We start from the raw sequence: 24720 nt of genomic DNA, 5'->3' as shown, positions 1-24720 counted from the left end.
AGGGGGTACTGCTAAGAGGTCACACACCACCGAAAGAATTCTGTCGGACGATTCGGTATCCGGGCTATGGACGACGTTCCCGAGGCCCGAGCGCTGTCGGTGTCAGCCGTCGACACGATTGTCCGGACGATCGACCCGACACTCGAGGTTCGAGACGCGACCGCCGTCGAACGCGGCTTCTGTTCGGTCTACCGGCTCGAAGTCGACGGCGACGACGGCTCGCGGGATCTGTTCTTGAAGTGTTCTCCCGACGGGCAGCCGTGGGGAATCCCCGACGAAGCGCGCGTCCAGGCCGTCCTCGACGCCCACACGACGATCCCGGTCCCCGAGGTTCTTGGCGTCGTGGACGACCACGAGACGCTCCCCGCTCCGTGTTACCTGATGGAGGCGCTGCCCGGCGAGGCGCTCCCCTACGAGGACGTGTGCCACCTCGAGGACGACGCCCTCTCGCAACTCGCGCGGGAGACGGGCGAGTACCTGGCCGAGTTACACGCGGTGCCGGCGGTCGAGCGGTTCGGCCACGTCCGTCGGGACGGGCCCGACCTGGTCGGGCAGCGACCCGAGTGCAAGCCGCCGGCCCTGACGGTTGGCGATCCGCGGGAGAGCTGGCCGACGTTTCTGCGAGCGTACGTCGATCGCGAACTCGAGCGCCACGCCGATTCCCGGTTTTCGGCACTCACGCCCGATATGCGGCAGTGGCTCGAGGCGAGAATCGACGCGCTGGAGGTGGAAGGACCGTTCGATCCCGTTCTGGGCCGCAACGACCACGGATTGCACAACCTCCTCGTCGACTCCGAGACGGGCGAGATCACCGCGATGCTCGACTGGGGCTACACCCTCGCCGTCCCGGCGGCGTTCGATTTCGAGTTCGCCGCCTACCTCTACAGCGGGGCCTTCCTGGCGGGGCTTCCCGACGTGTCGGACCGCCGCTCCCTCGTCCGCGAGGCGATGCTGTCGGGGTATCGAGCGGCGAGGCCGGATCGAACGGACGCGGTTTCGACCCCCGAACCGCTCTACGAACTGGTCGCGATGGTCCGCATCATGAACGACTTCGAGCACCTCGAGGTACCAGAAGGAAGCGAACTCGCGGTGATGGACCGCATCGAGGCGGACGCTCGAGCGATTCTCGAGAGCCAGAACAGAGGGTCTTCCTGACCGGTGTAACGTACAGAACGCACGCCGTCGTGGTCGTGATTGCCTGCGCACGCGGACGGCCGTTCCTCGTTAGTCTTCGACCTCGCTCCACGCCACTCCGAGCGCAACGCCGATTCCGACGCCGATGGCGATTCCCGCACCGATATTGTCCATCGCCACGCCAATGGAGACCCCGATTCCGACGCCCACCGCAATTCCCACGCCCAGTTTCGACTCGTCGTCGTTCGTTTCAATTCCCATACCGATACAGACGCCCGCCGGATTATTACCGTATCGCTCGCCCCATCTAGCAGCGGCGACGAGACACCACACTACTACGGCAGGTTCCCGATTATCGCCAGAAGTATCAAAACTACTTTGGCGAGCGACCCCGTACCATCTAGTGGTGATTGCAATGACGACGAGAGGCATCGATACGCCAACTGATCACCGATTCGACCTCGAAACCGACTTCGATCGCTACGACCTGCACCTCGCGAGTATCCCGCTCGCCTTCCTGGTCACCGCTGGGGCGAGTCTGTTGGCCGACATCGCACTCGAGTTCGCGCTCGTGATGGCCAGTCTGGTGGGTCTCGTGGCGATGCTCGACGGCATGGTGTTGCGGCCGCCGAACGGTCACGGCGGCGTCTGACGTCGGTTCGACTCGCGATATCGAAGGTGAAACGCGCGTGGGAGTCGAGAGGATCAAAGCTATAAAAAGTGTAGTAGTGAAACCGATGCTGAGCGACCGCTTCGAATACGACATCGATACGCGCGCCACCACTGATCGCGCCACCACTGATTTCGAAACGTACCACCTCTCGAGTCTCCACTCACCGAGGTCCGACACCCTAAAGCGGCCGCGCTCTGAGTGACGCGTATGGAATACCACGAGGCGGCGGACCTCCTCGTCGGCCTGCGTCGATTCCGTCCCAGTCCGGGCACGGAGTCGACCCGGGCGTTCCTCGAGCACCTCGGGGACCCACACGAGGACGTCTCGTTCGTGCAGGTCGCCGGGTCGAACGGAAAGGGCAGTACGGCGCGGATGCTCGAGTCGATCCTCCGGGAAGCGGGACTCACGGTCGGGCTCTTCACGTCCCCACACCTCGAGGACCTCCGCGAGCGAGTCCGCGTCGACGGACGGAAGATCCCGAAGGCCGCCGTTCGGGAGTTCGGCGAACGCACCGGCGAGTACCTGACCGCCCAGGCTGCCGAGGGCGCCTCGCCGACGTTCTTCGAGGCGATGACGACCCTCGCGTGCTGGCACTTCGGTCGGAACGACGTCGACGTCGCCGTCCTCGAGGTCGGCATCGGCGGCCGCTACGACGCCACCAGCGTGGTCGACCCCGTCGCCAGCGCGGTCACGAGCGTCAGCCTCGAGCACACGGGGATAATCGGCGACACAATTGAGGAGATCGCCGCGGACAAGGCCCAGGTCGCCCCTGCGGACGCCCCGCTGGTCACCGCCGCGACCGGGACGGCACTCGAAACGGTGCGGTCGGTCGCGGGTGAGGTGGTGACGGTGGGAACTGTCGAAGGCGGCGCTCTCGAGGGTGAGGGTGAACCGACCGACCGACCCGACGTCATCGTACGCTACGGAGGCCGAACGAACCACGCCGAGGCCGCCGTCTCGATCGACGGCGACGGATGGACCGTCGACGCCCGCCTCCCGGTACTGGGCGCCCATCAGGCCGAAAACGCCGGCATCGCCGCCGCGCTGGCCCGGCAGGTCGCCGACGTCTCGACGCGCGACCTCGAGCGCGGCCTCCGAAACGCCCACTGGCCGGGCCGATTCGAGGTCATGGGAACCGACCCTCTGGTCGTCCTGGACGGCGCACACAACCCGGGTGCCTGCGAGCGACTCGCCGAGACGCTCGCCTCGTTCGAATACGCCGATCTCCACCTCGTCGTCGGCGCGATGCACGACAAGGACCACCGCGAGATGGCCGCGGCGCTGCCGACTCCTGACCGGGTCACTGCCTGCGAACCAAGCCTCGAGCGCGCCGAGGACGCCGACGTGCTCGCGCGGGTCTTCGCAAACACCGGCGCCCCATCGATCGACACCGTATCGGCGGTCCCGGACGCCCTGAACGCGGCGCTCGAGGCGGCGGAACCCGACGACTGTGTGCTCGTCACCGGATCGCTGTTCGCCATCGCCGAAGCCCGTCGTCGGTGGACGCGAACGGCCGTCCCGAAACGGGTCCGGGACCATGGCGACGCCCGTGACGTGCTCGAGCACGCAGACGTCGACGCGGCGACGATCACCGACGTGACCGAGAGCGGCGTCCACCGCGTCGTCACGATGGCCCTGCCCCGCGACGGGGCGACCACGATCGAACGGGAACTCGTGCGAGTCGGTGGGGAGTGTTCGCTCTCACGCGTCCGAACCGCGGACGATCCGATTGAGGCCGTCCTGATGGGGACGCTCGCCCAGTTCGACCGCCTGACCACGACGCTCGCCGACCGATCGGACGGCCTGGCGTCGATCGCCCGCGATCTCCGGACGACTCTCGAGCTGGACGCCCCTGCAAACGGGCCGTCCGGATACCCCTGGGAGACCGATCCGTGTATCATGGGCATCCTGAACGTCACCCCCGACAGCTTCCACGACGGCGGTCGGTACGACGCCCTCGAGGACGCCCTCGCCCGCGCCGAGCGCATGGTCGACGCCGGCGCCGAAATCGTCGACGTAGGCGGGGAGTCGACCCGTCCCGGCGCCGACCCCGTCTCGGTCGACGACGAAATCGATCGCGTGGTGCCCGTGATCGAACGGCTGGCCGCAGGCGGGGACGTGGACGAGGGCAGGGACGGAGACGCGGACGGTAACGAGGATCAAGGCATCGACGCCCTGCTCTCGGTCGACACCCGGCGGGCCGCCGTCGCCGAGGCCGCCCTCGAGGCCGGCGCGGACGTCGTGAACGACGTCTCCGGGCTGGCTGACCCCGAGATGCGCTTCGTCGCCGCCGAGTACGACGCCCCCATCGTCCTCATGCACAGCATCGACGCGCCGGTCGTCCCGGATCGTGACGTCCAGTACGACGACGTCGTCGAGGACGTCATCGAGCAACTCACCGAGCGCGTGTTGCTGGCGGAGAAGGCCGGCCTCGAGCGCGACCAAATCCTCATCGATCCCGGACTCGGCTTCGCGAAGACGCCCGAGGAGAGCTTCGAACTCCTGGACCGACTCGAGGAGTTTCGCACCTTCGGCTGCCCCGTTCTCGTCGGCCACTCGCACAAGTCGATGTTCGAGCGCGTCGGTCGCGCCCACGGCGAACGCCTCGAGCCGACGATCGCGGCGACGGCCCTCGCGATCGATCGCGGCGCGGACGTCGTCCGCGTTCACGACGTCCCGGAGAATGTCGCGGCGATGAAGACGGCGCTGGCGGTTCGCGGTGACGGTGTCTCGAGCGACGGTTTTTGAGGACGAGAACTTCGGGATCGGGGTCGAAATCCGAACTGGAACGAAAGCAAAACCGGCTCACCTCGAGCGATCACTCCGCTCGAGCCACGGGAAGCGTAAACGAGAACGTCGCGCCCTCGCCGGGTTCGGACTCGACCCAGATCTCGCCACCGTGGCGTTCGACGATACGCTCACACAGCGCGAGCCCGATACCGGTGCCCGGATGTTCTTCGTGCGTATGTAGCCGCTGGAACACCTCGAAAATGCGCTCTGCATCCTCCCGATCGATCCCGACACCCTCGTCGCGAACCGAAAGCACCCAGTGCTCGCCCGTTCGCTCGGCAGTGACGTCGATCTGCGGTGGCTCCTCACCCCGGTACTCGATCGCGTTCGACAGGAGATTCTGGAACAGTTGTCGCAACTGGCTGGCGTCGCCGTTCACACGGGGCAGGTCGTCGGTCGCGATCTCGGCGTCGCTCTCTTCGATCCGCACCGTGAGATCCTCCCGGACGTCTTCGAGGACGCCGTTCAGGTCGACCGGTTCGAACGGATCGCCGCGCGTATCGACGCGCGAGTACTCGAGGAGTCCGTCGATCATCTCGCGCATGCGTTCGGCGCCGTCGACGGCGAATTCGAGAAACTCCTGCCCGTCCTCGTCGAAAGCGTCGTCGTACCGGTTCTCGAGCAACTGGAGATAGCTCGTGACCATCCGCAGGGGCTCCTGGAGGTCGTGACTGGCGGCGTAGGCGAACTGCTCGAGGCGCTCGTTCGACTCCTTGAGTTTTCGCTGGTACTCCCGGCGCTCGGTGATGTCGGTGAGCGTCACGACGGCGCGACTCACGTTCCCGTACTCGTCTCGCACCGGCTTGCCGTGTTCCATGATGATTCGCTGCTCGCCGTCGAACGCGTCGATCTCGTAGATGTTCGGCTCCGTGACTTCCTCGCCCTGGAGCACCTGGTACATCGTCCAGTCCTCGGGCCCGACCGGTTCGCCCGAGTCCGACCACACCGCAGGGTACTTCTCGTACTCCTCGACGGATTCGGCATCGAAGACATCGCCACCCCAGATGTCCCTGGCCGTGTCGTTCGCCCTGCGCAGCGATCCGTCCGCGTTCGCGACTACGGCGCCGACGGGCAGGACCTGAAACAGCGTCTCGAGTTCTCTCGACTGTTTTTCGACCTCGAGTTCGGCTCGCTTGCGTTCCGTGATGTCGGTGAGTGCGCCGGGGAACCGCTCGGCGTTACCGTCTTCGTCGCACTCGACGTGGCCGCGGGCGACGACCCACCGAAGTTCGTCGTCGGCGTCCCAGACGCGGTACTCCGCCTCGTACGACTCGCAGTGCTCGACGGCGTTCTCGATTTCCGCGGCGACGCGGTCGCGGTCGTCTTCGTGGATCGACGACAGCACCTGGTCGAGCGGGACGCCCTCGCGAGCGGCTTCCGGATCGACGCCGAACGTTCGAGCGAATGAGGCACCGGTGACGAACGAATCCTCGGAGACGTACCACTCCCAGGTGCCGACGGCGCCGGCTTCCGTCGCCGCCTCGAGTTGCGCCTTGGCAGCTTCCAGGTACTGCTCGCGCTCTTTGCGCTCGGTGACGTCCCGGAAGTACACCGACACGCCGGTCTCGGAGGGGTAGATGGTCGCTTCGACCCAGAATTCCAGGGGATCGAAGTAGAGTTCGTACCCCTGGGGTTCCTGGGTTTCCATCGCCGCCTGGAAGGCGTTCCACACGTCGTCGATTTCGGCCGCCTCCGGGTACAGTTCCCACAGCACTTCGCCGAGCAGTTCGTCCTCGGTCGCCTGGAGCAACTCTTCGGCCCGCTCGTTGGCGTGGGTGAACCGGAAGTCCTCGTCGAGGGCGTAGAACGCGTCGGTTACCCGTCCGAGAATCTCCTCGACTTCGCTCTCCGCGTTGCGCTGGTCGGTGACGTCCTCGACCACGAAGACGGCGCCGTCGAACTCGTCGTTCTCGTTCCACTGTGGCGCGCCGTTGACCGACAGCCACGTGCACGCTCCGGAGGGCCGACGACGGCCAACGATCTGATCGGCGACGGAGGTCTGTCGAGCGCAAACGCGGTCGAACGGAGACTCGCCTGGCTCGAGTCGTTCGCCAGTCTCGTCGACGAGGGTCCAGCGGGCATCGTCCGCGGAGACGAGGACGTCGCGAGGCCGTTCGAGGAGTTCCTCGGCACGCTCGTTCGCGAACGTCACCTCGCCGTTGGCGTCGACGACCGTGATCCCGTCATCGATCGCGTTCACCAGCGATCGACAGCGCTGACGGGCCGCAGCGCTGTCTTCGCCATCCCAGAACCCCGCGTCGACGTCCTCGACTCGCTCACTCATTAACGGCTACAGGGCATCGAGTTGGATAAGAGCCTCGGCAGGCGATCCAACTAGCCAATTAGAGCAGCCCGCGTGCGTCCTGGAGCTCCCGATAGGTCTCGAGGTACGTCTCCAGCACCGCCCCCCGATCCAGGTTCGCGAACGACTCGTCGTAGGTCCGGTGCTCGAGGTCGCCGGCCTCGAGGATGGCGTCGGCGAGCTCCTGTTCGCTCGTGGTCCGGAAGCCCCGCTCCCAGCCCTCGACGAGTTCGTGAGCCGCGGAGTCGGCGTGGTACTCGACGATGCCGACACAACCCGCCCCGAGCGCCCAGGCGAACTCGGTCGGGAAGACGCACTCGGTGGCGGTCTGGGCGAAGACGTGCGCGCTCCGGTAGGCCGCGATGCGCTCGTTCCGACTCGTTTCCCCGGCGAATGTCACCCGGTCGTCGATCCGCAGGTCCCGCGTGAGTTGCTCGTACATCCCTCGCTGCGGGCCGTCCCCGAGGACGAGGGTGTGCCAGTTTCGGTCCCGGAGTTCTGCGAGCCCGAGGAGCAGGCTCTCGAGGTTCGCCCCCTCGTCGAGTCGCCGGGCGTAGACGACGTCGACCCGGTCGCCCGGCGGCGTCGCCTCGATCCGCTCGAGGTCGATCGGGTTCGGGACGACGTCGACGCGTTCACCCGAAGCGCCTCGCTCTCTGACCCAGGTCCGGACCATCCGCGACGGTGTGACGATGCGGTCGGCGTTCCGGGCCGCGTAGCGATGGCCGCGGTCGTCCGGGATGCCGACGGCACCGTCGACGCCGATCCCCGCGCCGTACCACTCGAGGACCATCGGGGCTCGAGCCAGCGTCGCGCCCCAGTTGGCCGCCCGCGCCTGGCCCGCGGGGTCGGCACTAGCGTGAATCACGTCCGGGCCGATCGATCGGAGGACGAACGGGAGGCGAAGCAGGAACGACTGGCGCGCCTCGAGGCCGGTCGAGACGCCGTGGTAGACGACGTCGTCTCGCTCGAGCGTGGACGCCTCGCCTGGCCAGAACTGCGCGCAGCAGACGTGGATCTCGTGGCCGCGGTTGGTGAGGAGGTCGAGAACGGTCCGAAAGCGTTCGTTCGTCTCCGTCTCTCGGTGGTGGGCGGTTTCGAAGGAGACGAACGCGATTCGCATCTACGCTGTAGATGCCAGCGAGGGGGTAAAAATATAGGGTATTTGTGATGCCGACCGTCACTCGAGGGGTTCCGTCACCTCCCGCGACGAAACGAGAGAGATGGCCCTCACGAGCTTGCGGCGAAGCGAGAGAGCGGTCTACCACCTCCTGAGGCGAAACCAGACCAGCCACCGAACCCGTCGACGGCACCTCTTCTTCGCCATCGAGGCGGAGTGCAACGTCCGTCCACGGGCTCCTCGGAGACGACAGAAATACGTAATTACGTAGACGAACAGTTGTCGCCGTATATACTGGTGCATCCTCTCGTTCGTCTCGATGGTCACCGACGCGTCCGGCCGGGAAGCGGTCCTTCTCCCCGCAAAATTCAATCCTGCCTGCTACGCGTGCGTTCGCTCGCTCGCCGAGTGCGGCGTCCACACGATCGTCGCCTCGGAACACGAAGACGTCCCTGCTGGCGGATCGCGATTCTGTAACGAACAGATCCAGATCTGTTCCCCCGACGACGACCTCGTCGCGTACAAAGACGCACTGAAGGGAATCGCCGCTCGACCGGACGTCCGGGCGATCCTCCCGCTCCGCCCGGCCGATCCGTACGTGTTCGCGACCTACCGGGACGAGTTCGAACAATACGCGTCGGTGATCGCGCCGCCGACCGGGGCGCTCGAGGTCGTCAACGACCGGACGAAACTCTTCGACGCCGCTCGCGAGGCCGGCGTTCCGGTTCCCGAAACGCGATGTCTCGACGAGGTCGACCGATGGGACGACGCGTTCGTCATCAAATCCAGGTACAATCTTCTCACCGCGGAACTCACGCCGTCGCTCGCCTCGGATACGTCCGCGGTCGAAAAGGACGTGGTCTACGTCGAACCCGGAGACGAACCCGACAAAGCGGCGATTCGCGCCACCATGCGACACGAACCGATCGTCCAGGAGTACGTTCGACACGACGACCAGTACGTGTTCGGCGCGCTGTACGACCAGGGCGAGGCGGTCGCGACGTTCCAGCACCGACAGATTCGCGGAACCTCGTACACCGGCGGTGGCGGCGTCTATCGGGAGTCCATACACGATCCGAAACTGGAGGCCGTCGGCCGTACGCTACTGGATAGCCTCGACTGGCACGGCATCGCGTGCATCGAGTACGCGAAGGACGCCACCACCGGCGAGTACAAACTGCTCGAGATCAACCCGCGGTTCTGGCAATCGCTCCCCTGTGCGGTCCGGGCGGGCGCCGACTTTCCGGCGTACTACTGGCTGCAGGCGCTCGACCGGAAATCGTCGATCGACGCGAGGTACGAACGTGGCGTCAGGAGTCACTACCTCTACGGCGAAGTACACTACCTGCTCAGCCTCCGACGGGACGACCCGATACTCGTCGACCGTCCCCCGATTCTGGCCACGACGCGAGAGATTCTCGAGTCGTGCGTCCGGGCACCTCACTTCGACGTCTTCCGGTTTGGCGATCCCGTTCCGTTCTCGCGTGAACTCCGGCGGGTTCTTCAACACAGGATCGGGTAGGGGATCGAAGTGGGCGACGCGTTCGCCCTCTTCTCACGATTCGCCTTCCTCGACCCACAGGTGCACCCGGTACGCTGCGGACTCGATCGACGGCTCCGCAGGAGCGTCGTCGACGTACAGCAACCAGACGATGCGCACCTCGCCGTTCGCAGTCGGCTCGACGTCGTGAGCGAGACGCCACGTCTCGTCGTGATCGACCGTCGCCTCGAACCGCTCGAGCTCGCGCTGGTCGACGACGCGGGTTTCGTTTTCCGAGACGTCCATCTCCTGTTCGACGACGACGACCGTGTACGTCGTAGTCCGCTCTTCGTGGTTGTCTACCCCCACGACGACCTCCTGGCTCTCTCCTGGCGGGATCTCGAGTATCGGATCCGCATCGTCTTCGGAGAGAACGTATATCGTGGAGTACTCGTCGTCTTGTGGAAGTGCCGTGGCGGCGTATCCAACGCTCGCGATCACGAGCAGTATCGTGCAGATCAGGGTGACGTTCAGGATCGCTGAGCGGCGAGAATCAGAATCGAAAACCGACGTGCGAAGAGTGTCCATCCACTCGTCATATGGAACTCGAAACCGATCGGCCGGTGAGAGCGCCAGGCGTTCCCAGATTGCGCCGGCCGTGAGGGCGACGGTAACGACCGAGACGGCGACGAACGTCGGTCCAAATCGGAACGTCCCCTGAACAGTAATTAGGATGAAACCGATCATCGGGACGATAATGGCGCTCGAAGCGATTGAAAACGCGATGCGTTCCGGGCCGTCGATCGTTCCCCACCACGACCGGGGACGTTCGAGAATCGTCGTCGGCGACTGAACCCCGCCGTTGGCATCGTCGAACCGGTCTACTGGCCCGCGCTCTGGAAACACGAGAGCAACCAGCGCGTATCCTGGAGCGATGAGGACGAAGACGAGACCGAACGGAACACGAAGGGGCGTTTCCCGTATCACCGGGGCAAACACGACGACGTTCGTCAGGGCCGTGAGAGCGAGGACTCCCGTCAGGTCCGCCGGCAGTCGACGAACGTGGGGTCGGACGAGCGAGCGAATCATCCTCTCTGTCTCTTTCACGAACCGCGATTAAAATCGGATGGACGGTAGTCCAGACTGTCTGGATCCGATGATCGTTGGACCACTGAACGCTGTCGTGATACGTGATATAGCCGCGGCCCCACTGCAAGAAACCGTCCGTTTAGACCCGTCAACGGCAGGTAAACCGGGATTGACGACCAGCAATTTAAAGCAGTGGTCCTCGGTAGTTTGGGAAGAGACACTGTGACGACCCCCACAGACGGCCACGACCACTCGCACGTCCCTCGGTGGCAGGACGATACTGGTTCGTGCCCACGACGCCTGTCCGTCCCTCGCTGGCTTCAGATGGCACGGTCGTGCGTCGACGAAACCTCCCATTCGAACGAACCGACATCTCGCTCGAGTACTCCCACATGAGCCCGGAAGAGTACGATAGTACGCCGGATGCGTCGTCCGCTGCGTTCGATCAGGGCGGTGAAAAGCGGGCTTTCGAAGGAGGAACTGCTCCAGCCGACGGTGCCAGAACCTCCGTCGTTCGTGATCGGACGGTACGGTTCCCCGCCGGTGCTCGTACGACGCGCGAGCGACTCACGATAGCGGGATTCGTCGCCATCGGCGTGTTCTGTTTCGCTGCTGGGTTCGTCGTATCGACGGGTCGTGAAGTCCTCTTCTCGCTCGGCGGGATCGGGTTGTTCGCCAGCGTTCTAACGTACGGAGTGACGGGGACGCAGTCGATCGAGGCCAGAGATGGGGCCGAAGTGTACGAGACGTGTGCGGCCAACCTCGAGGCGATCACGGCGACGTTCGGTTCGAGCACCGAGCGAATTTACGTGCCGAACCCGGACGGTGTCGAATCCGGGGCTCGGCTATTCGTCCCGGCCGCCGTCGACGGCGGCGTCCAAGACGCGGCTGGATTCTCTATCGTCGACTCGGGGGAACGTGGATTCATCCTTGAGCCGACCGGGGCAGCGCTGTTCCGGGAGTTCGAACGGGCACTGGACGAACCGGTTGCGAACACCCCGGAACTACTGGCTGAACAGTTGATCGATTCGCTCGAACGCCGTTTCGAGTTCGTCACGGACGCCGACGCGAACGTGCGACCGGACGAGGGGGTAGTCACGATTACTATTTCGAGGAACGTCTTCGGGCCCTTAGATCAGTTCGACCACCCGGTCGCCTCCTTTCTCGCGGTAGGTCTCGCTGTCGGACTCGACCGCCGAATCTCGTTCGAGGCCTCCGCGCTAGCCGACGACGGAACGTGGGTCCTCGAGTATCGATAGAGATCGTTCGAAGCGATGACTGTTGCAGATTTCCAGTTGCTTCCAGCGAAGTGGTGCTGTGTCGAGTCTCACGTAATGAGACGAATCGAACCAGACGCGAGGTATCAATTCGCTTATCGATCGACGCTCGACGGGCGCTGACTACGGTGACAAGACGAACAGGCTGACGAAACGATAACAGAGAACTGCTGTGGCGCCCGCCAACAAGACCCTGGTGAGGACTCGAGGCCAACCGATCCAACGCGGTTGCACGTGTGACAGATTGAGCAGATTCGTCAGGATGGCGACGCCGAGTGCGGAGAACAAAATAAACAGGTCGTACGAGTAGAGTCCAGTCGCTGAGAGAACGAGCACCGTTCCCAGCAGCCACGAACACTGAACAAGGACGAACCGCATTCGGTGCGGTCTCATCTGTAGACGGGTCGAACGAGGAACGAAGTAAAAGCTATAGCGACAGTATTCGCGCCGCTTCTCGAGTAATCCACTATTGAACGTCCCCTCCCCCTCCCGTCTGCGCCGTATCCCCGTTCATCGAGACGTCTCCTGAACGTAGCAATCGAGTGCCGGTCGAAGAACAGATCCGAGCCTCGGTTATCGCCTGGTTCCATTTCGGCCCCATTGACGCTGAAACGGTAGAGTGGGGCCTTGGGTAATCAGATATTGTGAGACAAAATTTATCTGCTTCAATTCCGGAGGGATGTCACTATGTCGCGTAGTAGTGGACCCATCGCCTGTATGACGCTCGATCTCGAGGAAGATTGGTGTATCCCGGGCGACGAGAGTCCGAATCCGACGTTCGACCACGTAGACGACTATATTGCACTCATCGAGCAGCTGGACGTGCCGATTAGCGTGTTCGTTGTCGGGGTCACGATAGAGAATTATCCCGGTATCGTCGAGCGCCTTCGTTGGGAGCTAGACGCCGAATTCCACCTTCACTCGTATCAACACGACATGACGAAATCGTACGAATTCGAGACCGAAATCCAGCGAGGGGTAGCAGCGTTCGAGTCACACTTCGGTGAACCACCCCGCGGGTACCGGGCACCGCAGGGAAACATCGTCCAGGGCGAGTGGGCGGAACTCGAGCGGGCCGGCTTCGAGTTCAGTTCCAGCGTCTTCCCCTCCTATCGCCCCGGCGTGTACAACAATATCCGCGCCCCGCTCACCCCGTACGTCCCGACGGAAGTCGATCGACTCCTCGAGATTCCGTTTGCGGCCGTCCCTGGGCTCCGGATTCCGATTTCGCAGAACTATCTCAAACTCCTCGGGCGTCCGTATCTTTCTCTTTTGAAGCACGTGCCCCTTCCCACGCCGTTAGTGTACGACTCCCACCTGCAGGATTTCTGGAGGACCGAGTTTCACGACCACCTGCCACAACCAAAGCGCACGCTCATGACCCGGAACATGGATCGGTCCGTCGACATACTCACCGAGTTCGTCTCGACGCTGAGACGAAACGGGTACACGTTCGAGAAAGTGTCTGACCTCTACGAACCGGTAGCGTACGCATGGACGTAATTCTCTTCACGCAGGACGATCCCATCTACATGCCGCGGTACCTCGAGCCGGTGTTTTCCGAACGATCCGAGACTCTCTCGAAGGTCGTCCTCGCGCCGATGCAACGGTCGATGCTCGAGGAGGTTCGAGGCCGGTTCCAGATGTTCGGCCCGTCGGCCTTTTTTCGGTTTGGCCTCCGGTATGTAGCGGGGAAAATCGCTGCCAGATTGCCGACGGGACCAGTCTATCGGACCACGGGGCGATTTCACTCGGTCCGAACGCTCGCGGCGGCTTATGACATTCCGGTGGAAGAAGTGAACGACGTCAACGACGAAGCGTTCGTCGACCAGATCCGGGAATTGAAACCTGATCTCGTTCTTTCGATCGCCTGTGGTCAACGAATGGGTGAAGATCTTCTGGAAATTCCGGAGGAGGGCGCGATCAACGTCCACGGATCTCTCTTGCCGAAGTATCGCGGCCTCTCGACGTCGTTCTGGGTGCTCTATCACGGGGAAGACGAGAGTGGGGTCACCGCCCACTACATGACGCCGGAGTTCGATTCCGGCGAGATCATCGTACAACAGAAGTACGAGGTACTGCCCGATGACACGATGCACGACATCTATCTCAAACTGACAGAGGTTGGGCCGGACGTCGCGGTCGACGTCATCGATCAGGTCGCCGACGGAACCATCGAAACGAGGCCCAACGATCTCGAGGAGGGCGAGTACTACTCCCGTCCGACCCGGGACGACCGGCGGGAGTTTCGGCGTCGCGGGAATCGATTCATCTAGGTGGACTGGATCTTCAGACGGTGTTCGCCGGTCCCGAATACTGCCTCCCCCTCCCCCGGTTCGTCCTCGAACCGTGGTCGAAAACGTTACACTACTCTGAGGATTCGGACGAAGTTATTTCTGCCTCCCCGTGGGTCGTTGACCGACCGTAACGAAGCCCTATGTCCCTCACTGTAACGCGACTCGACAGCATCGAACAGGCCGATCGAAACCAGTGGAACCACGTCGTCGAGCAGGCCGATCTGGGTAGCGTCTTCCATCGTTACGGCTGGCTCCGGGCAGTCGAACGGGGTCAACCGCTCGAGCCACGTCATCTACTCGTCGAAAAGAAAGGTAACCCCATCGCCATGTCTCCGAACTTCGTCGGTTCGATCGGGTCGATCCCGGTTCGACGGCTCTACAGTATACGGCCCGGGTCGGGCGGCCCGGTCGCCATTGGCAACGAGGAAACCGCGCTCGATCTAATACTCGAATCGACGGCTCGCCTCTGTGACGGGTCGGTTCGATTTCACCAGATCAGTAACGTCGATTCGTCCTACGTTCGATACCACGACAGCTTCCTGGAGCACGGGTATAGCCTGCGAATTACTAACTGTGACATGCTCCTCGATACGTCGCGCAACTGGGACGCCCTCCTCGCAGAGATGGATAGCTCAAGGCGACGGGCGATCAGGCGAGGACACGATCACGACGGGGAGATCGTCGAGGAAGAACTGACCAGAGCAGTCCTAAGCGAGATGCACTCGAATTATACCGACGTCGCGGAACGCGTCGGCGGCGCCCGATTGACTCGAGCGTTCTTTCTCGAACTCCGTAACTTCCCCGAACGAATCAAGGTATTTTCGCTCCACGTCGATGGAGCGCGACGTGGACTGATGATGTTCGTGCTGGACGACGAACGGTCGACGCTTCATTACCTCTGTTCGGGCGTCACGGAGGACCACTTCGAGTACAACGCGTCGGAGTTGATCCACGAACACGCCATCAAGTGGGCCATCGAAAACGGCTACGAGACGTACAACTTCCGCGGAACGGAGCCCGACTTTCGAAACGGACTGTTTCGATTCAAGGAACGCTTCGCTACCCGCGCGGCCCCCTGTCTCACTTGGGAACGGGGGTATCCTCGGGCCGCCCTGGCGGCACTGAACGGCGGACGCGTCGCTCACCAGTGGTACACGTCCTCGACGCCAGTCACCCCCGAGACCGTGCGAGAGAGAACGACAGAAATCAAATCCAAAGTCGTCGGTCAGATTTTCTCGTGACCAGACTCCCGAGTAGCACGCGGCCACCGGGACGAACGCCCGTTCCTGACTAAGCTATGGGCAATTCGTTTTCATCCGCGGTCGTCTCGATCATCGTTTCGAAGATGTTCATGCTGCTCCTCGGAGTGGGATTCACACCGGTTCTCGTTCGCCTCCTCGGACCGGTCGAGTACGGTCGGTACGCGCTCGTCCTGTCCGTATACTCCGTCGTCGGGATCGTGCTGATCTCGGGGACGGGTGATACGGTTCGAAAGTACATCTCCGAACGATCGGATACGGAGTGGCAGGCCGCCATCTTCGGCTACGTGTTCAGAACTGCGTTCGTCGTCGGCCTTCTCGCCGCCGCGCTGTTCGCTCTGGCGGCGTACACGGGTCTCGCAGCATCCACGTTCGGACCGGCGTTCACGTCGCTCTTCTACGTACTCGGCGCGTATCTCGTTTTCAACCAACTGGCGACGCACGTCCTGTGGACGCTAATGGGACTCCAACTGGAGTCTCGCTCGGAACCGCTAAAAGTTGTCGACGAGACGCTATTCGTCGCGGTCGCGATCACGTTCGTGTACCTCGGTTACGGCGTCGAAGGCGTATTGCTCGGATCCATCGTCTCCAGCGCGTTCACCATCGTGGTCGGATTGGCCATCGTCAGTCGAGTGTTGCCTATCCGCCGCGCCCTCTTCCCGAGCGGCGTGAGCCTTCCGAAAGGGCAGATAATTACCTACACCGCGAGTACGATCGGTTTCTTCCTCTTTTTGACGTCCCTGTACCACGTCGACGTGCTCTTGCTCCAGCTCTGGCTGTCCGACGAGTTCGTGGGATACTACAAAGGTGCGCTAGTGATCGCCGAAGTCCTGTGGTTCGCACCGGTCGCCGTTCAGTACGCGCTCTTACAGCGTGTCTCGCATCTCTGGGAGCGCGGGGATATCGACGCTATCGAGCGGCAATCCCAGGTCGTTACGCGCTACGTGTTCCTGTTTACGACGTTGCTTGTACTCGGCCTCGCTGCGCTGGCGGCCGACTTCGTTCCACTCTACTTAGGCAAGTCGTTCCGGCCGGCGATCACGCCTCTGTTGTTGCTGCTCCCTGGCGTGCTCGGATTCGCGGTCGCGAGACCGTCCCTCGCCATCAACCAGGCCAGGCGATCGCTTCGTCCGCTCCTCGTCGCGACGGGCGCCAGCTCGCTGATCAATGTACTGTTGAACCTGCTGTTGATTCCAGGCTACGGAATGATCGGGGCCGCCATCGCGACGTCGATCGGCTACGGAAGCCTCGTCGTGTTCCAGACGGCCATCGCCCGCCGGTTGGGGTACCGACCGCTCGAGGGCATCCGCTGGGAAGCCACGTCCGTCACGATCATCGTGTCGGCCACGTCGATCTTTCTCGTCTCGTGGGCGATCGACTCATCGATCCTCTCGCTCGTGATCGTCCCGCCGTTCGGTGCGGTCGTGTTCGTCGTTGCCTCGGTCGCGACCGGTGCGATTACGAGTGATGACCTCGAGGAGATCGCTACCGCGACGGCGCTACCGAAAGCGGTCGAACGGCAGTTGCTCGAACTGGTCGAGCGGATTCCGACCCGCCACAAATGACGCGAATAGGCCGACGCATAGCGCGGCTAGTCTCCAGAAGCAGGGTTCGTCTTCCGAACCGACTTAAATCGATTAGCATATCAAATGAGCGGTTCACTCGATAACCGTTTTCTTAGCCTGGTGCGAGTTTCGTGACGAGTTCGTTTCGATCACGAAGCCTGAGATACAGCTGCACGGCGGCGGCCATTCCCTGACCGGATCGGTGCATCGTGTAGTACGTCCGGACGTTCGGATTGTACTTCGACTTCCACTCGTTGATTCGCGGGATGTTGGCGTCGACGATCTCGTACTCACTGACACCGCGTTTCATCGCGTCGGTGAGCATCCGCCACTCGAGGAGTTCGTTCGCTGGGAGAGACGTCCCGGGCTTCGTTCCACCTTGCCACCGGTGGGCCGTTTCGCCGTCCACGAGGAGAATCGTACCGGTGACAGGGTCTCCGTCGACGGAGAGCACGTACGGGTTCACGACACCTTCAGGAAGTCGTTCGTAGAGTTCGACCACGAACGACGGGGACATCGTCGCCGTTTTCCCTTGCTCTTCGAATCGGCTGACCACCTGCTCCATGATCCACCTGGCCGCGTCGACGCCGCCGACTGTCACCGTGTACTCGTCGTCGAGATGATTCCGGATGGTTCGACGCGTGGTTCGACTGAATCGACGGATCAACGTCTCTTCGTCGGTCTCGAGATCGACGACGTACGTGTAACTCGGGTGGACGTCGAATCCGTTCCACTTGAACGGACGCATGTCGTCGTACCGCCACGACGTTCGAATCGAAGTGTACGTCGGCTCGAGTTCGCGGTCGATCCACTCGAAACATCCATCGATGAACCGACTGTGGCGCTTCTCCCGTTTGCGTTGTTTGAGCTGGTCCATGTTGAGCAACGCGGGACCGAGAGCAGGTACGTGTAACCCGTGCGGTGGAGAGAACGCGAACGCGACGGGGCCCGTGTGACTTTCGAAAACAGGAAAGATTCCGATTGGTTCCTCGCCTTTGTATCCGACGAGAGGGTACAGCCTGGCGTCTGAGTACGCCGCCTGCGTTCTGAGCGCGTCGTACCGATGGAAGACCGATCCTTGCGGTGACCGCTCGACGTATTCGTTCCACGACTCTCGATCGGCGGGGTTCAATACCGAAATTCTGACACTCATCTCTAGTTTTCTCGAGACCGAACGGCGCTAGCCGAGTTGCCGATACGTGTGTCCGAGATAGCCTTTGTTATCCTACCGGTACGGGATCGGAATGAGCTATTACTCCAGCGTCGGAGGCGCATTGCCGTCCTCGTAGCCCTGGACTCGAGCAGCAGTTCTTTCGTCTTTCTTGCACTCGCGGACCGTGTCGGAAATCGTGCTGTAGAACGACACAGGTAGCGAATATTCAGTCGAAATATCGAATTGAACTGGTCATCTAGACACGCTTCTAAGAAATTGGTATCCCTCCGCGTGGCGTCTCGCGGATTATGAACCGCCGGAAGTACCTGACGGCAGTCGGTGGCCTTCCACCGACCCTCGCTGGCTACGTACTGTCCGTCCAGGGTGCAGAAATCGACGAGACGGGGAACGTACCGGCTCCCGACGCTGACGAGGCGACGATCGCTGATCACTGGCGACACGTTGACGTCGTCGACTACGGGGCCGATCCAACCGGCGAGGACGACGTCACGTCAGTTCTCGAGGAGATTATCGCCGAGGAAGGCGGCGACGAACTCCTGGTGCTCTTTCCGCCCGGGACGTACCGGATGGACGCCGGATTCGAACACGAATCGTTTCGAGACTTCGGATTACTCGGCTACAACGCGACGATCGAACCGTCCTCGGCGTTCGAGGGGGTCGGCGTCTACGATTCCAAGGTATTTGCGCTGGGGCCGTCCCGGTCGTACAGCGGACACAACGTCTACATCGGCGGCTTCGAGTTCGATTTCGGAAACGTGGAGGACGAAGACGGCGTCGCGGGTTCCGCCGTCGTCGCGTACGCGACCGGCGACGTGATCTTCGAACACCTCGTGACGATGGGACGGCCGACGAGCGGTCGGCGCATGATCGAACTGATGGGGATGGAAGACTCTCGCGGGCAAATCTACGACTGCGTCGTCGATGGGGGGCCAGGCGTGGGTGTGTACGTCGAGACGACCGACAACGCGGTCGCAACGATCACGCACAGTCTGGTCCGAAACTGCGCCGACAACGGATTCTACTGTTCGAACGGGTCGGTCGTCATCGAGAACTGTACGGCCATCGACAACGACATTTCGAACGTTCGAATCGGCGGCGTCGTTCGCGACAGCGTGGTCTGGGTCCGCGATTCCGAGCTGGCCGACGCCCGCGGCTACTGGCTTCGTGACGGCGACTGCTGGGTCGAAAACTGCTACGGATACAACGACGCCGAGGGGTCGCGGTCGGTGCTCGAGGTCGCGCCTTCCGGCGCGTCGGTGACGATAACCGGCTCCCGGTTCGGATCGGACGCGGATCGACGGGTCGCGGTCGTCAACGAGAACGGCGAAGGCGACGACGGTTTGGTGACGTTTCGAGACTGCACGTTCTTTGGCGAAAAGAACTCCAGCGTCACGGAAGACGCGATCACCGTGGCCAGGGACGAGACAGCATTTCTGGATTGTTTGTGTACGCTCACCGGTGACGTATATCCGATACGATTCAACGGGGGCGCCCAGAACTGTCGCGTGATCGGCGGTCGATACGAGTCCGTGCGCCCGATTCGTTTCGAATCGGGAAGGGGTGGTGTCGTCCGGGACGTCACCCTCGAGACCGGTGATTCGGGCGGACGACTGGAAATCGACGTGCCGGACGTCGTCGTCGAAAACGCTCCAGGGGACATTTCGACGGGAGTTCGAACGGTTGTGAACGGACTCGGTGACAACGGGTCGTCGAACCCAGCAGACGGCGGCGACTGGAACGAAAACGGCCGCGAAGGCGTCGTCGTCGCCTGGACGGACGCGGATTCCGACGAGGAGCGCCTCTCGATCTATCGAAGCGGTGACTGGTACTCCTGGGCGGTCGAGTAAGCGACCCACGTCGTCTGTGCTTCGAGGGGAAAGGGACGCTGTTTGTCGCTCCTCGAGACGAGAGAGCCGCACTACTGGTAGAACGTGACCGAACCGGAATCGTACACGCGGTTACGCTCTGCCAGGTTCTCGACCGGGATCTCGTCGTCGACGTACGTCGTGAACTGCAACGGACGGCGCTCGAGTTCGCCGTCTCGTAACAGTACGCTCTCTGCTTCTGCGAACATCGCGTTCTCCGCGCCGGCGTCGACCACGACGCACTCCGCGTCGAGCATTTCGCCCATGTATCGACACGACGGTCTATCGGTTTCGATTAGCCCGTCGTACATCGCGTCGATGTCTTCGTACGACTGGCGTTCCTGCTCGGTCAGGTAGTAGGTGTAGAACGGACGCTCGACGGCGGGGTTGTCCCTCGCGACGAAGTCGTTCGAGACCGCGGTGAAGCCGAAGAGCGATAGCAGGAGCACGAGAACGACGAAGAGTTTGAACCCGCCCCGCGAGAACAGCCGATACGCGCCGATGGCCCCCGTCAGCGCGAAGAACATGTACGTGTAGTGGACGAACCGATTGACGTTGATCCCGGCGAGGCCCTCGAGGAGGAGTGTGGGCCCCGGAACGGAGAGGGGAACGAGCAGCAGCGCGGAGATGCCGATGACTCCGGTGGCGATCCACTCGCGCGTGTCGTCCCGAAGCCACAGCAGTGCACCGAGGAGCATGAAGAAGATGAAAAACGAGTACGGGACGTAGTTTGCGACCTCTGCCCACGGGCTAGCCACGACTCCTTGCGGCGGCGGCTCGGTTCGTGACCCCGACGCGGCGCTAAACAGCGCCCCGATGATCGTTTCGACCAGGGGTTCGGCCGCGTACAGCCAGTAGGTGAGCGTCACCAGCCCCGTGGTTACCATCGTGAATGAGTCGACGGTCGGCGGTTGGGCCCCGACCGCAGACGAATGCCTGACGATTCGTTCGACCACGTAGACGATCGTCATGATGATGAACACGAACGGGATAGAGACCGGGTGGTAAACGACGATTGCAACGAGAAACACCAGACCAGCGAGGCGCATGCCGGGGGCCGTCCGGCCGAAGAGGGTGACGAGGAGCGCGAGAAATACGATGGAGGTGACGCTCCGCGGAATCGAGTACATTCCGTAGAAGGTGTAGAACGGATGAAATACCGTGAACAGCGCCGTCAGGAGCGCCACTCGTTCGTTCAGCGTGACTCGCCGTCCGAATCCGTACGCTGCGAGGACTCCGGCTCCGAACAGCACCCCACTGAGCACGTACACCGTTCGGGGGGACGTCAGGTAACCGCCCAACAGTTGGTGCGTCGTCGCCGCGTACACATGCCACAGCTGGAACGGTTCGTACAGTTCCATCGATACTGGCGCGCCGGTTTCGACGAGCGAATTGATCAGCGAGACATGGACGTTCAAGTCCGTGTTCCCAAAAAAGAAGTCGTACTTCAGGGTCACGCTGAACACGGTGAGCCCAAATGCGACGACCATGTGGTACAGACAGACCGGCGTGCGACCGGGGCCGAGATTAGGTAACCAGATCAACACGATGATCAGTCCGTACAGGACGGCGAGTCCGACGAAGAACGCGAGCGGACGAACGTCGTAAATAGCGAGCAAGACGACGAGGCTCGAGACGACGAGGTGAAAAACGATGGAGAACACTCGCCAGTCGACGGCGATCCACCCAACCGGCTCTCGGTAGTGACGCTTCCCTCCGCACCACAGTACGACGACGGCCAGCGTCATCGGCAGGGCCAGGTAGAGTCCCAGGATCGAGAGGTTCACGCGACCGATGATGTATGGGCCAGCGATGCCCAGGACGGCGAGGGGAATCAGAAGAACCTTCGAAACGAGGTAGCTGTGGTCGAACATCGTCTTCATGCATTATCACGCCCCTTCTGGTCGTCTCTCAGCGATTGCAGGCTGGCGGACTCTTCTCGAGGCACGTTCGAAAACCGCTTCCAGTTCCGGACGAATAGCCCGATAAAGGCACGCTCGAGACCGATGGAAGTACGCTCGAGACGTGCGACCCGGCTGACGTCCTCGTTGGAGCGGCCAGTGCAGGGTCCACGATCGACTCGCTGAGACCCGTCATCGTCGGTCCATGTCCCACTGAAGCCTGTCATCGTCGATCCTCTCCTACGTTCCGCGATCGACGGCCAGTTACGGACTCGACAGCGACCTCGAGTCGAGTCTCTACGTCGGGTACCCGTTCCATCGCGGCGACAGGTGGCATCAGCCAGGCGACGGGGTCGGTCCAGTCGAGACTCCACTTTGCACCGGGGGTCAGTACCGTCCTGAGAGCGGTTGAGATTTCGTTCCGGGTCGGTTGCTGAACGCAGTACTGGAGTTCACGAAGCGGAAATACCATCTCGTCAACCGTTCCGATTATCCTGACAGGGAGGTCGATGTCCAGGTCGAGAGCGGACGCGACCATCGTCGAGGCGAATCGGTAGCCGCGCTCGCTTGCCAGCGCGTACGACGCCCAGAATTTCGGGTTCACCTCCATGAGTACGAACGAACCGTTGGGACGGCGTTTGAACTCGACGAGCGCGATTCCGTGCCATCCCAGGTCCTGTAGCAAGGCCGTAGCTTGCGCCTCGAGGGAGGGGTTTCGGTAGGTTCGAAGGTGCGTCCCACTTCCGCCCCATCGAGGAACGGACCGCAGTTCCTCGTGACCGAGCCTGAGCACGACATCGTTTTCCGAACAGAGGACGCCGACCCCGTATGTCGACCTCGTCCCCTCGATTAGCTCTTGTACGAGCACGTCCCCACCCGGTGCGACCACCGCAATGCGATCGTAGGTCCGCCAGAAGCGAGCAGGATCGTCGACCCGAGCTGTCGTCTCGCCACCGCCGGATTCGTGTCTGGCCTTGAGAAACACGGGAAAGTTCAGTTGGTCGAGTGCACCCCTCGGCCGCCCGTTCGCGTCGATTTGCTCGACGACGCTCGAGTACTCCGCCGGAACGTCGATTCCGAGACGGGCCGCACGGTCAAGGACGGCGGACTTGTCGGCACCGGTACGGAGTGACTCGCTCGAGGGGAGAGAGGTAGAAACCGAGGAGGGAAGGATCGACCGAAGTCGATCGACCGCTATCGTCGATTGGTACCCGACCGGCAAGACGAAGTCCGGGCGATGGGTTCGAACCGCCGACTCGAGGGCGTCGGCATATCCCTCGTTCTCCGGCGGAGGAGCGAGGATCTTCTCGTCGCAGTATCTCGACCGGAGCAATCGGCTGTATCGCGTCGTTCCAACGCCGACGATCGTCGCACCGAGATCCTCGGAGAGTTCCTTCGCGACAGTCAGCGCAGTCGGGTAATCTCCATCGAGGAGGATGACCGTCGGATCGGCAGACATAGGTTTCGTAACCACCACCCTCCGTGAAAAGCCAACCGGTGGTACTCGATCATTACGTTCGATAACGCCTGTTTTCCCGTTCGAGTCGCTTCACTGACTGCGTGATTGACCGCGTAGCAACAAGCAATACCGTCACGATCACGAACCGAATACGCGAACGTCGTTCTTCCAGGGCTCGCTCCGGAGATCAGATCGGTCGGTTCACCGCTTCTGACTGCCAGTATCTTCTCCGAGCTCGAGTGTCTTTTGAAGTAGAAATTCTGATTCTGATTTATGAGATAAATGTACGATTTTCACACGATAAGGTTGATAACCGGAGGTTACTTCCCCGGTTTTGTATGCGAGGCAAGCAATCTGACGTTTCCGGCGACGAGCCCCGTGACGATACGCGGCGAACGAAACGGGGCACGCTCGGCCGACGCTCGTATCTCTCACTGCTCGGGGCAACGGCGACGGGCGCGTTGTTCTCGAACGCAGTTCGAGGGGAGGCGGGCGGCCCGAAGGCGACAGACCTCGAGTTCATCGACATCGATTACGGCGAGAGCTACGATGCCTCGTCGAGGTACAACGGTCTGGAAGACGTCTATCACGTGTGGAATCACCGCTCGGGAGCCGATCCGGAGATTGCGGTTGATCAGCCAGGACCCGGGGACCGGTGTCTCGCACACCACTTTCAGGGGAACCAGATGACTGCCAATACGGTCTACTCGTTTGCCGCTAATCACGACGACGTCGTAGAGGAAACGTACCAGCGGTTCCGGTTCCATCCAAACGGGATGACATTAGCGGACAGGGGGACCTTCCGGTTCTTCTGGGCAGGAATCCGGAACGGGCCGACCTCATCGGGCGGGACGACCCAGGAAGATATTCCGAACGGGAAGGACGGATGGTCCATTCGACTGGGATACGCCCGACGTGGCTCCCACGATCATCCCGACGAGTACCCGCTCTTCGTCTACGTCTACCACATGGATCAGGTTAACCCGGTCCCCGAATTGAACGTCACCGATACGGGCGTTCGGATGAACGAGTGGAACGATTTCCGGTGTCACCAGGTGCTGAATACGGTCGAGAACGGTCGGGCGAACGCCGACGGCGAAATCCGCGTCTGGGTGAACGGCGAACTGGCGTTCGAACGAACCGACTACCGGTGGACCACCGTTCCGGGACAGGGTATCGAGGAGGCCGGTCCCCACGGCTACTGGTGGGGATCGAACCAGAACGGTGAGACCGTGTACTTCGACGATCACCACATCGTCGTCGGCGGCGTTCCCGAGAATATCGTGTCGCTAACGCGGTCCTAAGCATCCGAAGGCGACATTCGATCCGCGCCTC

19 protein-coding genes are annotated in these 24720 nt (G+C 62.3%); 11 read left to right on the top strand and 8 right to left on the bottom strand.

Annotation, left to right across the window (positions count from 1 at the left end):
- Nucleotides 1-66: 66 nt before the first annotated feature.
- Nucleotides 67-1155 (top strand): phosphotransferase family protein, encoded by a 1089-nt coding sequence (locus tag J1N60_RS10455; RefSeq protein ID WP_312907228.1) that lies wholly within the window; start codon nt 67-69, stop codon nt 1153-1155.
- Between the two features lie 69 nt (nt 1156-1224).
- Here J1N60_RS10455 and J1N60_RS10450 read toward each other — a convergent pair whose 3' ends face one another.
- Nucleotides 1225-1395 (bottom strand): glycine zipper domain-containing protein, encoded by a 171-nt coding sequence (locus J1N60_RS10450; protein WP_312907226.1) that lies wholly within the window; start codon nt 1393-1395, stop codon nt 1225-1227.
- A gap of 154 nt (nt 1396-1549) precedes the next feature.
- Here J1N60_RS10450 and J1N60_RS10445 point away from each other — a divergent pair, with 154 nt between their 5' ends.
- Both J1N60_RS10445 and folP read left to right on the top strand, forming a co-directional pair.
- Entirely contained in the window at nt 1550-1786 is a 237-nt protein-coding gene (locus J1N60_RS10445) for a DUF8015 family protein (protein WP_312907224.1), read from the top strand.
- 228 nt (nt 1787-2014) lie between these two features.
- The gene (gene folP, locus J1N60_RS10440) at nt 2015-4555 is read left to right on the top strand and encodes a dihydropteroate synthase (RefSeq protein ID WP_312907222.1); all 2541 of its coding nucleotides are present in this window, start codon (nt 2015-2017) and stop codon (nt 4553-4555) included.
- A gap of 70 nt (nt 4556-4625) precedes the next feature.
- Here folP and J1N60_RS10435 read toward each other — a convergent pair whose 3' ends face one another.
- The gene (locus tag J1N60_RS10435; RefSeq protein ID WP_312907220.1) at nt 4626-6881 is read right to left on the bottom strand and encodes a PAS domain-containing sensor histidine kinase; all 2256 of its coding nucleotides are present in this window, start codon (nt 6879-6881) and stop codon (nt 4626-4628) included.
- A gap of 58 nt (nt 6882-6939) precedes the next feature.
- Complete coding sequence (locus J1N60_RS10430) at nt 6940-8022, bottom strand: glycosyltransferase family 4 protein (RefSeq protein ID WP_312907218.1); 1083 nt, start codon at nt 8020-8022, stop codon at nt 6940-6942.
- Nucleotides 8023-8338: 316 nt separating this feature from the next.
- Between J1N60_RS10430 and J1N60_RS10425 the strand changes: the two genes are divergently transcribed.
- The gene (locus J1N60_RS10425) at nt 8339-9541 is read left to right on the top strand and encodes a carboxylate--amine ligase (RefSeq protein ID WP_312907216.1); all 1203 of its coding nucleotides are present in this window, start codon (nt 8339-8341) and stop codon (nt 9539-9541) included.
- 33 nt (nt 9542-9574) lie between these two features.
- Here J1N60_RS10425 and J1N60_RS10420 read toward each other — a convergent pair whose 3' ends face one another.
- Entirely contained in the window at nt 9575-10588 is a 1014-nt protein-coding gene (locus J1N60_RS10420) for a DUF1616 domain-containing protein (RefSeq protein WP_312907214.1), read from the bottom strand.
- A gap of 287 nt (nt 10589-10875) precedes the next feature.
- On the opposite strand from J1N60_RS10420, the gene J1N60_RS10415 reads away from it, so the two are divergent.
- Nucleotides 10876-11847: a DUF7982 domain-containing protein gene (locus tag J1N60_RS10415; protein ID WP_312907212.1), complete on the top strand. Its 972-nt coding sequence runs from the start codon at nt 10876-10878 to the stop codon at nt 11845-11847.
- Between the two features lie 141 nt (nt 11848-11988).
- Here the strand turns inward: J1N60_RS10415 and J1N60_RS20770 are convergent, their stop codons facing one another.
- Entirely contained in the window at nt 11989-12243 is a 255-nt protein-coding gene (locus J1N60_RS20770) for a DUF8044 family membrane protein (protein ID WP_484551594.1), read from the bottom strand.
- 309 nt (nt 12244-12552) lie between these two features.
- On the opposite strand from J1N60_RS20770, the gene J1N60_RS10410 reads away from it, so the two are divergent.
- The 4 genes from J1N60_RS10410 to J1N60_RS10395 all read left to right on the top strand — a co-directional run bounded on the left by J1N60_RS10410 (nt 12553) and on the right by J1N60_RS10395 (nt 16986).
- Nucleotides 12553-13368 (top strand): polysaccharide deacetylase family protein, encoded by an 816-nt coding sequence (locus J1N60_RS10410; protein ID WP_312907210.1) that lies wholly within the window; start codon nt 12553-12555, stop codon nt 13366-13368.
- The gene (locus tag J1N60_RS10405; RefSeq protein ID WP_312907208.1) at nt 13359-14141 is read left to right on the top strand and encodes a methionyl-tRNA formyltransferase; all 783 of its coding nucleotides are present in this window, start codon (nt 13359-13361) and stop codon (nt 14139-14141) included. Before J1N60_RS10410 ends, J1N60_RS10405 begins: the two co-directional genes overlap by 10 nt.
- A 161-nt stretch (nt 14142-14302) precedes the next feature.
- A complete protein-coding gene (locus J1N60_RS10400) occupies nt 14303-15403 on the top strand; it encodes a peptidoglycan bridge formation glycyltransferase FemA/FemB family protein (protein WP_312907206.1) in 1101 nt (366 codons plus the stop codon).
- 56 nt (nt 15404-15459) lie between these two features.
- Nucleotides 15460-16986, top strand: a complete 1527-nt coding sequence (locus J1N60_RS10395) for a lipopolysaccharide biosynthesis protein (protein ID WP_312907204.1) — start codon at nt 15460-15462, stop codon at nt 16984-16986.
- Between the two features lie 112 nt (nt 16987-17098).
- Here J1N60_RS10395 and J1N60_RS10390 read toward each other — a convergent pair whose 3' ends face one another.
- A complete protein-coding gene (locus J1N60_RS10390) occupies nt 17099-18139 on the bottom strand; it encodes a GNAT family N-acetyltransferase (RefSeq protein ID WP_312907202.1) in 1041 nt (346 codons plus the stop codon).
- 308 nt (nt 18140-18447) lie between these two features.
- Here J1N60_RS10390 and J1N60_RS10385 point away from each other — a divergent pair, with 308 nt between their 5' ends.
- The gene (locus tag J1N60_RS10385) at nt 18448-20007 is read left to right on the top strand and encodes a glycosyl hydrolase family 28-related protein (RefSeq protein WP_312907200.1); all 1560 of its coding nucleotides are present in this window, start codon (nt 18448-18450) and stop codon (nt 20005-20007) included.
- Between the two features lie 71 nt (nt 20008-20078).
- On the opposite strand, the gene J1N60_RS10380 is transcribed toward J1N60_RS10385, so the two are convergent.
- Both J1N60_RS10380 and J1N60_RS10375 read right to left on the bottom strand, forming a co-directional pair.
- Nucleotides 20079-21908 (bottom strand): hypothetical protein, encoded by a 1830-nt coding sequence (locus tag J1N60_RS10380; RefSeq protein WP_312907198.1) that lies wholly within the window; start codon nt 21906-21908, stop codon nt 20079-20081.
- 241 nt (nt 21909-22149) lie between these two features.
- Nucleotides 22150-23385, bottom strand: a complete 1236-nt coding sequence (locus J1N60_RS10375) for a carboxylate--amine ligase (RefSeq protein WP_312907196.1) — start codon at nt 23383-23385, stop codon at nt 22150-22152.
- 338 nt (nt 23386-23723) lie between these two features.
- Between J1N60_RS10375 and J1N60_RS10370 the strand changes: the two genes are divergently transcribed.
- Nucleotides 23724-24689: a hypothetical protein gene (locus J1N60_RS10370; RefSeq protein WP_312907194.1), complete on the top strand. Its 966-nt coding sequence runs from the start codon at nt 23724-23726 to the stop codon at nt 24687-24689.
- The last annotated feature ends 31 nt before the right edge of the window (nt 24690-24720 follow it).

The organism is Natronosalvus caseinilyticus (assembly GCF_017357105.1).
GTDB lineage: Archaea > Halobacteriota > Halobacteria > Halobacteriales > Natrialbaceae > Natronosalvus > Natronosalvus caseinilyticus.
The sequence above is the reverse complement of the archived record's forward strand: the minus strand, read 5'-3'. Positions and strand labels throughout refer to the sequence as shown.

What these genes read in the sequence shown, in the direction of transcription:
- J1N60_RS10410 (WP_312907210.1), top strand. Translation starts at nt 12,553, where the DNA reads ATGTCGCGTAGTAGTGGACCCATCGCCTGTATGACGCTCGATCTCGAG.
- J1N60_RS10390 (WP_312907202.1), bottom strand. Translation starts at nt 18,139, where the DNA reads ATGAGTGTCAGAATTTCGGTATTGAACCCCGCCGATCGAGAGTCGTGG.
- J1N60_RS10370 (WP_312907194.1), top strand. Translation starts at nt 23,724, where the DNA reads ATGCGAGGCAAGCAATCTGACGTTTCCGGCGACGAGCCCCGTGACGAT.
- J1N60_RS10435 (WP_312907220.1), bottom strand. Translation starts at nt 6,881, where the DNA reads ATGAGTGAGCGAGTCGAGGACGTCGACGCGGGGTTCTGGGATGGCGAA.
- folP (WP_312907222.1), top strand. Translation starts at nt 2,015, where the DNA reads ATGGAATACCACGAGGCGGCGGACCTCCTCGTCGGCCTGCGTCGATTC.
- J1N60_RS10395 (WP_312907204.1), top strand. Translation starts at nt 15,460, where the DNA reads ATGGGCAATTCGTTTTCATCCGCGGTCGTCTCGATCATCGTTTCGAAG.
- J1N60_RS10455 (WP_312907228.1), top strand. Translation starts at nt 67, where the DNA reads ATGGACGACGTTCCCGAGGCCCGAGCGCTGTCGGTGTCAGCCGTCGAC.
- J1N60_RS20770 (WP_484551594.1), bottom strand. Translation starts at nt 12,243, where the DNA reads ATGCGGTTCGTCCTTGTTCAGTGTTCGTGGCTGCTGGGAACGGTGCTC.
- J1N60_RS10385 (WP_312907200.1), top strand. Translation starts at nt 18,448, where the DNA reads ATGAACCGCCGGAAGTACCTGACGGCAGTCGGTGGCCTTCCACCGACC.
- J1N60_RS10450 (WP_312907226.1), bottom strand. Translation starts at nt 1,395, where the DNA reads ATGGGAATTGAAACGAACGACGACGAGTCGAAACTGGGCGTGGGAATT.
- J1N60_RS10400 (WP_312907206.1), top strand. Translation starts at nt 14,303, where the DNA reads ATGTCCCTCACTGTAACGCGACTCGACAGCATCGAACAGGCCGATCGA.
- J1N60_RS10405 (WP_312907208.1), top strand. Translation starts at nt 13,359, where the DNA reads ATGGACGTAATTCTCTTCACGCAGGACGATCCCATCTACATGCCGCGG.
- J1N60_RS10420 (WP_312907214.1), bottom strand. Translation starts at nt 10,588, where the DNA reads ATGATTCGCTCGCTCGTCCGACCCCACGTTCGTCGACTGCCGGCGGAC.
- J1N60_RS10445 (WP_312907224.1), top strand. Translation starts at nt 1,550, where the DNA reads ATGACGACGAGAGGCATCGATACGCCAACTGATCACCGATTCGACCTC.
- J1N60_RS10380 (WP_312907198.1), bottom strand. Translation starts at nt 21,908, where the DNA reads ATGAAGACGATGTTCGACCACAGCTACCTCGTTTCGAAGGTTCTTCTG.
- J1N60_RS10425 (WP_312907216.1), top strand. Translation starts at nt 8,339, where the DNA reads ATGGTCACCGACGCGTCCGGCCGGGAAGCGGTCCTTCTCCCCGCAAAA.
- J1N60_RS10375 (WP_312907196.1), bottom strand. Translation starts at nt 23,385, where the DNA reads ATGTCTGCCGATCCGACGGTCATCCTCCTCGATGGAGATTACCCGACT.
- J1N60_RS10430 (WP_312907218.1), bottom strand. Translation starts at nt 8,022, where the DNA reads ATGCGAATCGCGTTCGTCTCCTTCGAAACCGCCCACCACCGAGAGACG.